General features: G+C 72.8%; 10 protein-coding genes and 1 pseudogene. 6 read left to right on the plus strand and 5 right to left on the minus strand.

The window, feature by feature from the left end; genetic code table 11:
- Positions 1 to 44 precede the first annotated feature (44 nt).
- From scpC to BM093_RS09135, 3 genes are all read right to left on the minus strand, one after another.
- Positions 45 to 1,562: a succinyl-CoA:acetate CoA-transferase ScpC gene (gene scpC / locus BM093_RS09125; protein WP_093340282.1), complete on the minus strand. Its 1,518-nt coding sequence runs from the start codon at positions 1,560 to 1,562 to the stop codon at positions 45 to 47.
- Complete coding sequence (locus tag BM093_RS09130; protein WP_093340285.1) at positions 1,559 to 2,134, minus strand: GNAT family N-acetyltransferase; 576 nt, start codon at positions 2,132 to 2,134, stop codon at positions 1,559 to 1,561. Before BM093_RS09130 ends, scpC begins: the two co-directional genes overlap by 4 nt.
- 97 nt (positions 2,135 to 2,231) lie before the next feature.
- Positions 2,232 to 3,962, minus strand: coding sequence for a benzoate-CoA ligase family protein (locus tag BM093_RS09135; protein ID WP_093340288.1), 1,731 nt, complete (start codon positions 3,960 to 3,962; stop codon positions 2,232 to 2,234).
- Between the two features lie 126 nt (positions 3,963 to 4,088).
- Between BM093_RS09135 and BM093_RS09140 the strand changes: the two genes are divergently transcribed.
- Positions 4,089 to 4,898, plus strand: a complete 810-nt coding sequence (locus BM093_RS09140; protein WP_093340554.1) for a PIG-L family deacetylase — start codon at positions 4,089 to 4,091, stop codon at positions 4,896 to 4,898.
- Positions 4,899 to 4,930: 32 nt separating this feature from the next.
- Here the strand turns inward: BM093_RS09140 and BM093_RS09145 are convergent, their stop codons facing one another.
- On the minus strand, positions 4,931 to 6,064 hold the full coding sequence (locus BM093_RS09145; protein ID WP_245773408.1) for an acyltransferase family protein: 1,134 nt from the start codon (positions 6,062 to 6,064) through the stop codon (positions 4,931 to 4,933).
- A gap of 253 nt (positions 6,065 to 6,317) precedes the next feature.
- Here BM093_RS09145 and ctaD point away from each other — a divergent pair, with 253 nt between their 5' ends.
- Genes ctaD through BM093_RS09160 form a run of 3 tightly spaced genes read left to right on the plus strand, consistent with a single transcriptional unit; the run spans position 6,318 to position 10,067 of the window.
- A complete protein-coding gene (ctaD, locus tag BM093_RS09150; protein WP_093340560.1) occupies positions 6,318 to 8,072 on the plus strand; it encodes an aa3-type cytochrome oxidase subunit I in 1,755 nt (584 codons plus the stop codon).
- Positions 8,073 to 8,112: 40 nt separating this feature from the next.
- Positions 8,113 to 9,336, plus strand: coding sequence for a phosphoserine phosphatase SerB (serB, locus tag BM093_RS09155; RefSeq protein WP_093340563.1), 1,224 nt, complete (start codon positions 8,113 to 8,115; stop codon positions 9,334 to 9,336).
- A complete protein-coding gene (locus BM093_RS09160) occupies positions 9,333 to 10,067 on the plus strand; it encodes a peptidyl-tRNA hydrolase (RefSeq protein WP_093340291.1) in 735 nt (244 codons plus the stop codon). The genes serB and BM093_RS09160 overlap by 4 nt, the downstream gene beginning before the upstream one ends.
- 33 nt (positions 10,068 to 10,100) lie before the next feature.
- Here BM093_RS09160 and BM093_RS09165 read toward each other — a convergent pair whose 3' ends face one another.
- Positions 10,101 to 10,985: an alpha/beta fold hydrolase gene (locus BM093_RS09165; protein ID WP_093340293.1), complete on the minus strand. Its 885-nt coding sequence runs from the start codon at positions 10,983 to 10,985 to the stop codon at positions 10,101 to 10,103.
- A 173-nt stretch (positions 10,986 to 11,158) separates the two neighbouring features.
- Here BM093_RS09165 and BM093_RS09170 point away from each other — a divergent pair, with 173 nt between their 5' ends.
- Both BM093_RS09170 and BM093_RS09175 read left to right on the plus strand, forming a co-directional pair.
- Positions 11,159 to 11,506: a DUF485 domain-containing protein gene (locus tag BM093_RS09170; protein WP_093340296.1), complete on the plus strand. Its 348-nt coding sequence runs from the start codon at positions 11,159 to 11,161 to the stop codon at positions 11,504 to 11,506.
- 83 nt (positions 11,507 to 11,589) lie between these two features.
- Positions 11,590 to 13,143, plus strand: a pseudogene (locus BM093_RS09175) (solute symporter family protein); the annotation flags it as partial.
- Between the last annotated feature and the right edge of the window lie 190 nt (positions 13,144 to 13,333).

The following is a 13,333-nucleotide window of genomic DNA, read 5'->3' on the forward strand; positions in this document are numbered from 1 at the left end:
CCTGTCGACCGGCTCCGGCCAAGGGACCGTCGCGAAAAGCGACACTAGGGCCGGCGCATGGTGCCCGTCTCGACGAAGCGTGCGTGCCAGGACAGCGCCTCGGTCAGCAGGTGCGGGGTGTGGCGTCCGTACGCCGACGCCAGCGCCCGTTCGTGGTAGTCGCGCAGCGCCGGCCGGTAGTCCGGGTGCGCGCAGTGCGCGATGACCTGCTCGGCGCGCTGCTTGGGCGAGAGCCCGCGCAGGTCGGCCAGGCCCTGCTCGGTGACGACGATGTCGACGTCGTGCTCGGTGTGGTCGACGTGCGAGACCATCGGGACGATCGCCGAGATCGCCCCGTCCTTGGCGGTCGAGGGGGAGAGGAAGATCGAGAGGTAGCCGTTGCGGGCGAAGTCGCCCGACCCGCCGATCCCGTTCTGGATCCGGCTGCCCATCAGGTGCGTCGAGTTGACGTTGCCGTAGACGTCCGCCTCGATCATGCCGTTCATCGCGATCACCCCGAGCCGGCGCACGACCTCCGGGTGGTTGCTGATCTCCTGCGGGCGCAGCACGATCCGGTCGCGGTAGTCGGCCGCGCTGGCGTTGAACCGCTGCACCGTCCCCGGGCTGAACGACAGCGCCGTCGCCGAGGCGGTCGCCAGGGTGCCCGAGTCGAGCAGGTCCAGCATGCCGTCCTGGATCACCTCGGTGTAGGCGCTCAGGCCCGCGAAGGGGCCCTCGGCGAGCCCCGCCAGGACGGCGTTGGCGATGTTGCCCACCCCGGACTGGATCGGCAGCAGCCGGTCGGGCAGCCGCCCGCGCCGCACCTCGGCGGTGAGGAAGTCGAGCACGTGCCCGGCGATGCGGCGGGACACGGTGTCCGGTGGCGCGAACCCGCTGTTGCGGTCCGGGGCGTCGGTGGGCACGACCGCGATCACCTTGTCCGCCGGGCACTCCAGGTGCGGCACCCCGATCCGGTCGGCCGGGCCGGTGATCGGGATCGGGACGCGGTCCGGGGGCAGCGCGGTGCCGTAGTAGACGTCGTGCATCCCGCGCAGGCCCTCGGACTGCCAGCTGTTCACCTCGAGGATCACCCGGTCCGCCCGGTCGATCCAGGTCTTGTTGTTGCCCACCGACGAGGACGGCACCAGCCGGCCGTCGGCGTCGATCCCGGCGACCTCGACGACGGCGATGTCGACCGCCCCGAGGAAGCCCATCCACACCATCTGGGCCACGTGCGAGAGGTGGGTGTCGAGGTACTCCATCGTCCCGGCGTTGATCTTCTTCCGGGTGACCGGGTCCGACTGGTAGGGCAGCCGCAGCTCGATCCCGTCGGCCTCGGCGAGCGCGCCGTCCAGCTCCGGTGCGGTCGACGCTCCGGTCCACACGTTGACTCGCAGCGTCTCGCCGGCCGCGGTCGCCGCCGTCATCCGGCGGGCCAGCGCGCCGGGCACCGCCTTCGGGTAGCCGGCGCCGGTGAACCCGCTCATGGCGACGTTCGCGCCGACCGGGATCAGCCCGGCCGCGTCCTCGGCGGACATCACCTTCGCGCGCAGTGCCGCGGACGCGATCCGGTCCGGGGTCATCCGCGACGGTCCGGGTCGGGGAGCGCGATCAGCGGGTCGGTGGCCAGGTCACCGGCCCGGATGCGGTAGACCCACAGGGTGCGGCCGTAGTACTTGTCGGTCTCGCCGACCCACTCCAGGCCCAGCCGCCGGGCCGTCGCGATCGCCGGCTCGTTGTCCGGGCGGGCCACCGCGAACAGCTCCTCGACGTCCGGCTGGCCCAGCGCCCACCCGATCAGCGCGAACGCGGCCTCGGTGGCGTAGCCGCGGCCCCACGCGTCCGGGCGCAGCTGGAAGCTGATCTCCAGGTCCTGGTCGTAGGGCGGCAGCAGCCGGATGGCCAGGCCACCGACGACCACCCCGTCGGTGCGGCGCTCGATCGCCCACCGGCCCCGCGGGGCCTCCAGGTTCTGCTGGGCCTCGGTCCAGGCGACCAGGACCGCGCGCATGGCGTCCACGTCGCCGATCCGGTCGGTCTCGGGCGTCAGCCAGCCGGTGACGTCGGCGACCCCGTAGGTGGCCAACGCGTCCTCGGTGTCCTCCGGCCGCCAGCCGCGCACCCGCAGACGCTCGGTCTCGAGTTCCAGCGCCATCCCGGCACGCTAGCGCCGGGCAGGGCGGGCCGCCACCGGACGACCGGGTGCCCGCGGCGGCCCGGGGCGCCCGGTCACGCCTCCCGGCGTCACGCCCTCAGGACACCGCCTCCGGTGTCGCGCTGCGCCCGCCGACCTCCGGCAGGGCGGAGGCGTGCTCGCGCAGCCGGTAGCGCTGGATCTTGCCGGTCGGGGTCTTCGGCAGCTCCTCGACGGTGACGACGACGCGGGGCCGCTTGAACGCGGCGAGCCCGTCCCGGCAGAACGCCACCAGCTCCTCCGGCGAGGGTGCGGCGGTCGGGTCCCGCGGGACGACGAACGCGACCGGCTTGTCCAGCCCGTCGGCGTCGGGCACCCCGACGACGACCGCCTCGGCCAGGCCGGTGTGCTCCAGCAGGCGGGTCTCCACCTCGCCCGGGGAGACCCAGATGCCGCCCACCTTCAGCACGTCGTCGGCGCGGCCCAGGCAGGTCCACGAGCCGTCGGCGTTGCGCACGTACTGGTCCCCGGTGCGCATCCAGCGGCCCTGGAAGACCATCCGGTTGACCTCGGTGCGGCACCAGTAGCCGGTGCAGATCGAGTCCCCGGCGACGTAGAGCATGCCCTGCTCGCCGGCCTCGTCGATCACCGTGCCGTCCGGGCGGCGCAGCTGGACCTCGTAGCCGGGCACCGGGAAGCCCGAGCTGCCCGGGACGACCTGCCCGGGCAGGTTCGACACGAAGATGTGCAGCGCCTCGGTGGAGCCGATGCCGTCGAGGACCTCGAAGCCGTAGCGCTCGCGCACGCCGTGGAACATCCGGGCCGGCAGCGCCTCGCCCGCCGAGGCGCCGCGCCGCACGGTCGCGAACCGCTCGGCGGGCAGCTCCGCGGCGAGCATCGGCCCCCAGAAGCTGGGCACGGCGAAGAACAGCGTCGCGCCGTGCTCCTCGGCGAGCCGGGAGTACCGCTCCGGGTCCGGCCGGCCGGGCTCGAGCACCGCGCAGGCGCCGGCCGACAGCGGGAAGAACATCGAGTTCCCGATGCCGTAGGCGAAGAACAGCTTCGCCACCGACAGGCAGACGTCGTCGGCGCGGATGCCGAGCACCTGGGCGGCGTAGGTGTCGCAGACGAACCGGATGTCGCTGTGCCGGTGCATCGCGCCCTTGGGCTTGCCGGTGGTGCCCGAGGTGTAGAGCCAGAGCGCCTGCGACTCGTCCCAGGTCGGGGCGGGTTCGGGCATCGGCCCGCCGGCGGCGAGCAGCCCGTCCCAGGTGAGCGCGTCGACCCCGGACGGCGCGGTGGGTGCGGTGGCGCCGGTGAGGACGACGCGTTCCAGGTCGGGCGCGCCGGCGGTGGCCTCGGCGAGCCGGTCGGCGAACGCCTCGTCGCCGATCACCGTGGTCGCCCGGGAGTCGCGGATCAGCACGCCCAGCTCGCGCCCGGTCAGCATCGTGGAGCCGGGCACGGCGACCGCCCCGGCCCACATCGTGCCGAGGATCGCGGTGAACAGGTCGATGTCGTCGGGCATGACCATGAGCACCCGCTGCTCGGGGCGGACACCGGCCGCCCGCAGCGCGCCCGCGACCGCGCGGACCCGCTCGGTCAGCTCGGCGTAGGTGAGCGAGCCGCCCGGGAACCGGACGGCGGTACGGTGGCCGTCACCGGCCTCGACCCGGGCCAGGGTGAGGTGGGCGGCCGCGTTGAAGGAGGCCGCGCCGCTGGTCGGGCCGGGTGCGGTCGGTAGGGAACGGGCGGGTTCGTCACCGCGGGTGGGCTCGTCCGGGGCGGGTTCGTCAACGCGGGTGGGCTCGTCCGGGGCGGGTTCGTCAACACTGACGACATCAGCCATGGTGGGTGGCTCCTGTGCCGGTTCGGGGCCTGTGATGCTACACACGTCGGACGTGTCGTCAACGGTTTGTAGATCGAAATGGACCCGCTCCGGACGGTGGTCCGGCGCTGCGTAGGCTCCGCCGCCGTGGGGACCCTTGTCAGCTTCCACGCCCATCCCGACGACGAGTCGATCGGCACCGGCGGCACGCTCGCCAAGGCCGCGGCGCTCGGGCACCGGGTGGTGCTCGTCTTCGCCACCCGCGGTGAGCTCGGCGAGCCGGTGCCCGGCGTCCTGGCCGACGGCGAGCAGCTCTCGTTACGGCGCTCGGCGGAGTGTTTCGCCTCGGCGCGCGAGCTCGGCGTCGCCCGCGTCGAGTTCCTCGGCTACGTCGACTCCGGGATGATGGGCGAGCCGACCAACGACGCGCCGTACTGCTTCTGGCAGGCGGGGGTGGAGCACGCCGCCCGCCGGCTCGCGGTGATCCTCGAGGAGGAGGAGGCCGACGTCGTCACCACCTACGACGACAACGGCGGCTACGGCCACCCCGACCACATCCAGGTGCACCGGGTCGGCAACCGGGCCGGCGAGCTCGCCGGGGTGCCGGTGGTCGCGCAGAACACCACGAACCGGGACTGGATGCTGCGCGGGATGCGCGGTCTGCAGAAGGACCGTGGTGCCGACTGGACGCCGCCGGAGATCCCCGACGACGGCTCGTTCGGCAAGCCCGAGTCGGAGATCACCCACCGGGTCGAGGCCGTCGAGTACGCCGAGGTCAAGCGGGCGTCGATGCGCGCGCACGCCAGCCAGATGGGGCCCGACCACTTCATGCTGACGATGCCCGAGCCGGTGTTCGCGATGGGGCTGGGCACCGAGTTCTACATCGTCGAGGTCCAGCCGAACCCGGCCTCGGCGCCGGACGTGTGGACCGACGTCTTCGAGCCGCTCCGCCCGTGAGTGGTTTTCGCGGTCCTGACCGCGAAAACCACTCACGGGCGCGGTAGCGCGAACCGGTCCCAGGTGCGCATCAGCGCGCCGTGCGCCGGGCGTTCGACGAGCCGGGTCAGCAACCAGCCGAGCAGGACCGCGGTGACCAGCATCGCCGCGGACTGCAGCAGCGGCCCGACGCCGACGTCCTGCAGCCGGCGCATGAGGACGTAGCCGACGGTCTGGTGCATCAGGTACACGCCGTAGGAGATTCCGGCCAGCCACCGGACCGCCGACGCGACCGGGGCCGGCGTCCACGCCCCCGGCCGCGGCAGCCGCGCGACCAGCGCGACCAGCGCGATCCCCACGCACACCAGGCCCGCGGCCATCGCGTCGAGGTGGTCGAGGTCGAAGCGCACGACGTTGTCCGGGCCGGGGGTGAAGGCGTGCACGAACTGCGCCACCCCGCAGAGGGTGAGCAGGGCACCGGCGTGGGCGTTGCCGATGCGCCGGGTCGACCACAGCCAGACGGCGATCCCGGCCACGAACAGGTGCAGCCGGTGGAACCCGAAGCCGTCGGAGATCATCCGGTACCACTCCGGCGGGTCGGCCGGGTCGTTCGGCGCCGCCCGCAGCGGCCACAGCAGCAGCGGGACGACGACCATCATCCACAGCAGGATCCGCAGCCGCGGCCCGGTGCCCCAGCGGGTCACGCTGAGCACGGCCGCCGCGGTGAACGCCATGAGCTGCAGCGGCAGCGTCCAGAACGCGGGGTCGAGCCAGGGGAACCGCTCGGTGTCCCAGTTCCCGAGCATCAGCCAGTTGACGACGAGCTCGCGGGCGGGCGGGTCGCCCCAGTCCTCGGGGGACAGGTAGCGCAGCGCGGTCCAGGCGATCGGCACGGCGACGAGGAAGGCCGGTAGCAGCCGGGACACCCGGCCCCACCAGTAGCGCCCGGGGGAGTGCCTGCCCAGGGTGGCGCACGCGAAGTACGCCGAGATCACCAGCAGCAGGCTCGCGCCGACCTGGTGATCGAAGGAGAACCGGCGCGGGATCAGCTCCGGGTGCAGCGTCGGGCCCAGGTGGGTGGCGTGGTAGAGGACCACGAGCAGCACGAACCCGCTGCGGAGCACGTCCCAGCCGGGTTCCCGGCGCCGGGAGCCGGGTCGACCGGGTTCCGGTGTCGGTACGACCACCCCGCCACGGTAGGCATGGGCCCCGCGCGGCCCCGGCGGTACCCCCGGGCGGGCCGCGGGGGTGATCCCGGACACCGGCGGGCCCGGTGGAAGGCTGCCCTGATTGCGCTTCCGGAGAGTGTTCGTTCTACTCTCCGTAGAGCACGATCGGCGGCTTTCCGGCCCGACCGGAGGCGGGCCGTCGATCGAGAAGTAGAGTCCCCGCGGAGTCCGCGAGGACTTGCTCAGGTCAGGCAAGTGCATGGAGGCCCAGGTGACAGCGGTCGAGCCCAAGCCGATCTCGACGCGCCCGTATCCGGCGCGCCGGGAGGGCAAGGGATCCACGTTCCTCAAGATGCTGAGGACGACGGACCCCAAGGACATCGCGATCCTCTACATGGTCACGTCGTTCGCCTTCTTCGCGGTCGGCGGCGTGATGGCGCTGCTCATCCGGGCCGAGCTCGCGCGTCCGGAGCTGCAGTTCCTCTCGACCGAGCAGTACAACCAGCTGTTCACCATGCACGGCACGATCATGCTGCTGCTGTTCGCGACGCCGATCGTGTTCGGTTTCGCGAACTACATCGTGCCGCTGCAGATCGGTGCGCCCGACGTGGCGTTCCCGCGGCTGAACGCGTTCTCGTACTGGCTGTTCCTCTTCGGCGGCCTGACGGTCCTCTCCGGCTTCCTGACCCCGGGTGGCGCCGCCGACTTCGGCTGGTTCGCCTACACCCCGCTGTCGAGTGCGGTCCGCTCGCCCGGCGTCGGCGCCGACCTGTGGATCATGGGCTTGGTCGTGTCCGGTCTGGGCACGATCCTGGGTGGCGTCAACTTCATCACCACGATCGTCTGCATGCGCGCGCCCGGCATGACGATGTTCCGGATGCCGATCTTCACCTGGAACATCCTCATCACGTCGATCATGATCCTGATCGCGTTCCCGATCCTGACCGCGGCGCTGCTCGGCCTGGCCGCGGACCGGCATCTCGCGGCCAACGTGTTCGCCCCGGAGAACGGCGGTGTGCTGCTCTACCAGCACCTGTTCTGGTTCTTCGGGCACCCCGAGGTCTACATCGTGGCGCTGCCGTTCTTCGGCATCGTGTCCGAGGTCTTCCCGGTGTTCGCCCGCAAGCCGATCTTCGGCTACAAGGGCCTGATCTTCGCGACGATCGCCATCGCGGCGCTGTCCATCGCGGTCTGGGCGCACCACATGTACGCCACCGGCGCGGTGCTGCTGGCCTTCTTCTCCTTCACGACGTTCCTGATCGCCATCCCGACCGGCATCAAGTTCGTGAACTGGATCGGCACGCTGTGGCGCGGCAAGATTACCTTCGAGACGCCGATGGTCTTCGCGCTGGGCTTCCTGGCGACGTTCCTGTTCGGCGGACTGACCGGCGTCCTGCTCGCGATGCCGCCCGTGGACTTCCACGTCTCGGACAGCTACTTCGTCGTCGCGCACTTCCACTACGTGCTCTACGGCACGATCGTGTTCGCCACCTTCTCCGGGATCTACTTCTGGTTCCCGAAGATGACCGGCCGGTTCCTCGACGAGAAGCTCGGCAAGATCCACTTCTGGCTGACCTTCGTCGGGTTCCACATGACGTTCCTGGTGCAGCACTGGCTGGGCAACGAGGGCTACCCGCGCCGGTACGCCGACTACCTGCCCTCCGACGGGTTCACCACGCTGAACATGATCTCGTCGATCGGCGCGTTCATCCTGGGTGCCTCGACGCTGCCGTTCTTCTACAACGTGTTCAAGAGCTACCGGTTCGGCCGGGTCTGCACGATCGACGACCCGTGGGGCTTCGGCAACTCGCTGGAGTGGGCCACGACGTCGCCGCCGCCGCGGCACAACTTCACCGAGCTGCCGCGGATCCGGTCCGAGCGTCCGGCGTTCGACCTGCACTACCCGCACCTGGTCGAGCGGGCCCGGGCCGAGGCCCATGTCGGCGGCCACGCGCAGCCGAGCGAGGTGCTGGCCAAGGAGGTCGGCAAGGAATCGTGGCCGGACGACGACCCCAAGTCGAACTGAGGTGCCGGTAGCTCCCACCCCCGGTCCGGCCCGCCCCACCGTGCTCGTCACGGTGAGCGGTCCGGACCGTCCGGGTGTCAGCTCCGTCCTCTTCGCCGCCCTCACCGCCGCCGGCGTCGAGCTGCTCGACCTGGAGCAGGTGGTGGTGAACCGCCGGCTCACCCTCGGTGCCCTCGTGGTGCCGGCCGGGGACCCGGAGGAACTGCAGGAGTCCGTCGGCGAGGCGATGGACTCCATCGGCATGTTCGTGCACATCGAGATCCAGCGCGACGGCGACGTCGACACCCGCCCGCAGTCGACGCACGTCGTCACGGTGCTGGGCCGGCCGATCACGGCCCGCGCCTTCGGGGCGATCGCCGCCGAGCTGGCCGCGGTCGGCGCGAACATCGACGCCATCCGCCGGGTCGCCGACTACCCGGTGACCGGGCTGGAACTGCTCGTCTCGCCCGTTCCCGACGGCGACGCCGACGCCTACCCGCCCGGCACCCTGCGCAAGCGGCTCGTCGAGGTGGCCCACCAGGCCGGGGTGGACGTCGCGGTGTCGCGGTCCGGGCTCGCCCGGCGCAGCAAGCGGATGATCGTGTTCGACGTCGACTCCACCCTGATCCAGGGCGAGGTCATCGAGATGCTCGCGGCGCGGGCCGGTTCGGACGTCGAGGACGAGGTCCGGCGGGTCACCGAGGAGGCGATGGCCGGCGAGCTGGACTTCGCCGAGTCCCTCACCCGCCGGGTCGCCGCGCTGAAGGGACTGCCCGCCTCGGTCGTCGACGAGGTCGCGTCCGAGATCGAGCTGACCCCGGGCGCGCGGACCACGATCCGCACCCTCAAGCGGCTCGGTTACCGCTGCGGGGTCGTCTCCGGTGGGTTCACGCAGGTCATCGCCGGGCTCGCGGACGAGCTGAAGCTCGACTTCGTGGCCGCCAACGAGCTCGAGATCATCGACGGGGCCCTCACCGGCCGGGTGTGCGGCGAGATCGTGGACCGGCCGGGCAAGGCCGTCGCGCTGCGCCGGTTCGCCGAGGCGTACGAGATCCCGATCGACCAGTCGATCGCGGTCGGCGACGGCGCGAACGACATCGACATGCTCTCCACCGCCGGGCTCGGCATCGCGTTCAACGCCAAGCAGGCCCTGCGTGACGTCGCCGACACCTCGGTGTCGGTGCCCTACCTCGACGTGGTGCTGTTCGTCCTGGGCATCACCCGCAACGAGGTGGAGGCGGCCGACGCCGCCGAGGGTGTGCTGCGCCGGGTCCCCATCCCGTGACGACGCCGGCGCCGGTCCTGGGCCTGCTCGCCGGGCGGTACGGCACCGGCGCCCGCTCGCGGGAGATCCCGCCCGAGCCGGACGGCGTCGTCCGGGCGATGCCGGTCGTGCTGCGGATCGAGCGGGACCCGCTACCGGGCCGCACCCCGCTGCTGGAGGCGGCCGCGACCGCGGCGGTGGCGGTGTGCCTGGACCCCCGCTCCCAGCCGGACGGCGAGTGGCACGAGGCCGTCGCCCCCTGGATCGACGGCCGGATCCGCAAGATCGCCCGCCGGGCCCGGGGCGCGCACTGGCGCGCGGTACAGGACCTGCCCGGGGTCACGGTCGAGGTCGACGGAGCCGAGGCCCGCGCGTTGCTGCCGGGTCCGGTCGACGACGTGCCGAAGCCGGTCTCGCGGCTGCAGATCGGCGGCACCGAGCTCGACGCCGACCGGCCGGGTGAGGTGCCGGACGGTGTGCCGACGGTGCTGCTGAACCCGCGTGCGGAGATGACGGTGGGCAAGGCCGCGGCCCAGGTCGGGCACGCGTCGATGATCCTCGCCGCGGCCCGTGGCTGGCCGGTCGCCGAGCCCGCCGAGGTGCCGCGGTGCGCCGTGCGCACCCCCGCGCCCGAGGCCTGGGACCGGCTCTGCGCCGGGCTCGCCGCCGGCGGGGACCCGGGCCTGGTCGCGGTACGCGACGCCGGGTTCACCGAGGTCGAACCGGGTACCGTCACCTGCCTGGCCCGCTGACCGGCCGCTGACCGGCCGGGAGCCGCTGCCGGCTCAGCCGCGGTCGACCTCGGTGACGAACGTGAGCACCCGCTCGTTCACCACCTCCGGGAACTCCCCGTTCAGCGCGTGCCCGGCACCGTCGACGATCTCGACCCGGACGTCCGGCAGGAGTGCCCGCGCCCGCTCCCGGGAGCGCCGGGCGTCGTGGGTGCGGCTGCGCCCGCCCAGCAGGGCCAGTACCGGGACCCGCAGCCCGCGCAGGTCGTCGTCGGCGGGCAGCGCCGGCGGCGGGGTGACGTTGCGGAAGTCCCCGGCGGCGGCGACGGTCAGCCGGCCGATCGGGCCGTCGAACAGCGTGTCGTCGGCGTCGACGATCCAGCGCAGTGCCCTCCGCCGCAGCCCGACCGGCAGGCCGGGGACGGTGAGCAGCCCCGCCACCACCAGTCCCGGCCGGATCCGGCCGAGCACCTGGGTCGGCTCGATCATCGACAGGGACGCGACCCGGGCCGGTTCCCGCAGGGCGACCTGGACGGCGAGCCAGCAGCCGATCGACTGCCCGACCAGGTGCGCGGGGCCGGTGTCGAGGGCGTCGAGCACCGAGGTGAGCCAGGACGCCTGGTCCTCGCCGGAGCGGAGCGGCCGCTCCTGGCGGGACGGACCGGCGTCGCCGAGCGGCTCGACCGCGTAGACGGTCCGCGCGGCGGACCAGGCGTGCAGGTTCGGCAGCCACAGCGCCGAGGTCCCGCCGCGCCCGGGCAGCAGGACCATCGGCGCCCCACCTCCTGCGCCGAACCGGTACACGCGCACGGTGCCGAACGGGGTCGGGACGTCCTCGGTGCCGGCAGGCGTCGGCAGCAGGGCGAGTGCCTCGGCGTAGAGCCGGCCGAAGCGTTGCTCCGCCTCGGGGGTCGTGAACCGCCCCACGTCGGTACCCATCGCCGCCTCCCAGCCGCCCCGGTCGGCGGGGACGGAAGAGGAGAGTACGGGAACCGACGCCGGGCGGTGACGATGTTCCCCGACCCGTGTGGCCGCGTCTGTGACCTTCGTAACCGGCACGGACCCACGTCGTTACCGAGAGTATGACCAGACAGGCTCAGCCGTCACATCCGATGTTCCGCCCGGTACCGCCGGGCCCGTCGGGGGCCGGACGGGACCTCTGGGCCACGGCGGCGGACAGCCCGGAGTTCGCCGAGCTCCGACGGCGCCTACTGCGGTTCGTCCTGCCGGCGACGGCCGGCTTCCTGGTCTGGTTCTTCGCCTTCATCGGGCTCACCGCCTGGGCGCCGGAGCTGATGAGCACCAGGGTGGTCGGTGACCTGACGCTGGTGCTGGTGCTGGCCGTCGCGCAGTTCGTCTCGACCTTCGCGCTCACCGCCGCCTACGTCCGGTACGCCAACCGCAGGCTCGACCCGCTCGCCGACGACATCCGCGGCCGGCTCGAGGGGACCCACCTGTGAGCATCGCGGATCCCGCCGGCACGGACGTCCCGGCCCCGACCCTCGCCGCGGCGGCACCCGCACCGGGCGACCCGGTACTCAACATCGTGGTGTTCACCGCGTTCATCCTGTTCGCCTTCGTCCTCGTGATGCGGGTCCGGCGCCGGTCGGGGGCCGCGACCGCGGACTACTACACCGCGGGCAGCCGGTTCACCGGAGCGGAGAACGGGCTCGCCCTGTCCGGCGACTTCCTCTCCGCCGCGACGTTCCTGGGCATCGTCGGAGCGGTCGCCGTGGCCGGCCCGGACGGCTACGTCTACGCGGTGGTGGCCTTCGTGGCCTGGCTGGTGGCGCTGTTCTTCGTCGCCGAGCTGCTGCGCAACACGGGCCGGTACACGATGGCCGACGTCCTGGGTTACCGGCTGCGGAAACGGCCGGTCCGCGCGGCGGCCGCGACCTCGGCGGTGGTGATCTCGACGCTCTACCTGCTCGGCCAGCTCGCCGGTGCCGGCGGCCTGATCGCGCTGCTGCTGAACATCACCGACCGGGCCGCCCAGTCGGCGGTGATCGCCGGCGTCGGTGCCGTCGTGGTCGCCTACGTGCTGGTCGGCGGCATGTCCGGCACGACCTGGATCCAGATCGTGAAGGCCTGCCTGCTGCTCGTGACCGGGCTGGTGATGGCGGCGTTCGTGCTCGGGACCTCCGGGCTCAGCCTGCCCGCGCTGCTCTCCGCCGCCGTGGCGAACCATCCCGGCGGCGAGGCGGTGCTGCAGCCCGGGTTGCTCTACGGCGGTTCCCTCACCGCGAACCTCGATCTGGTGTCGCTGGCCCTCGGGGGAGTGCTGGGCGTGGCCGGGCTCCCGCACATCATGATGCGCTTCTACACCGTGCCCGACGCCCGTCAGGCCCGGCGGTCGGTGGTGTGGGCGATCTGGCTCATCGGTGCGTTCTTCCTGCTGGTGCTCGTCCTCGGGTACGGCGCCACCGCGCTCGTGGGGCCGCAGGCGATCATGGCCGCCCCGGGCGGGGTGAACTCGGCGGCACCGCTGCTGGCGCTGCAGATCGGTGGCCCGGTGCTGCTCGCGCTGGTCTCGGCGGTGGCGTTCGCGACGATCCTCGCCGTCGTCGCCGGTCTGATGATCACCGCGGCCGCGGCGTTCGCGCACGACGTCTACGCCCAGCTGATGCGCAACGGCCGGGCCACGGCGGAGGAGGAGGTCCGGGTCGCGCGCCGGACCACGCTGGTCATCGGGGTGGTCGGCATCGCGGGCGGGATCCTGGCCAACGGCCAGAACATCGCCTTCCTGGCCGCCCTGACGTTCGCGATGGCCGCCTCGGCCAACCTGCCGACGCTGCTGTACTCGCTGTTCTGGAGGCGGTTCACCACCACCGGCGCGGTGTGGAGCATCTACGGCGGCCTCACGGTCACGCTGACGCTGATCGTCTTCTCACCCGCGGTGTCCGGGACACCGGAGTCGATGCTGCCCGGCCTGGACTTCGCGTGGTTCCCGCTGAGCAACCCGGGCCTGGTCTCGGTGCCGGCGGGCTTCCTGCTCGGCTACCTCGGCTCGGTGCTGGGTCGTGAGCGGCCCGACGACGCCGGCTACGCGCAGATCTCGGTCCGGGCCCTGACCGGTGCCGGCCTGCAGCGCCGGGTGACCGGCGACCCCGCCGCGCCGCCCCCGCTCGGACGGCACCGGACCGGGGCACCCGGCCGCGCACCGGGCTCGGCACCGGGCCGCGCACCGGGCCGGGTGGCGGGCCCGGTCCCGAGCCCGGCTGCGGGGACGCCCGGACGGGGCCCGGCGTCGCAACCCGGCGGCCCGGTTCCGGCGGGACCCCGGGGAC

It is taken from the genome of Pseudonocardia ammonioxydans, from assembly GCF_900115005.1.
Classification (GTDB): domain Bacteria; phylum Actinomycetota; class Actinomycetes; order Mycobacteriales; family Pseudonocardiaceae; genus Pseudonocardia; species Pseudonocardia ammonioxydans.

Bases quoted from the DNA above. Each gene is read 5' to 3' on its own strand.
- scpC (WP_093340282.1), bottom strand. From the start codon at position 1,562: ATGACCCCGGACCGGATCGCGTCCGCGGCACTGCGCGCGAAGGTGATG.
- BM093_RS09130 (WP_093340285.1), bottom strand. From the start codon at position 2,134: ATGGCGCTGGAACTCGAGACCGAGCGTCTGCGGGTGCGCGGCTGGCGG.
- BM093_RS09135 (WP_093340288.1), bottom strand. From the start codon at position 3,962: ATGGCTGATGTCGTCAGTGTTGACGAACCCGCCCCGGACGAGCCCACC.
- BM093_RS09165 (WP_093340293.1), bottom strand. From the start codon at position 10,985: ATGGGTACCGACGTGGGGCGGTTCACGACCCCCGAGGCGGAGCAACGC.
- BM093_RS09170 (WP_093340296.1), top strand. From the start codon at position 11,159: ATGTTCCGCCCGGTACCGCCGGGCCCGTCGGGGGCCGGACGGGACCTC.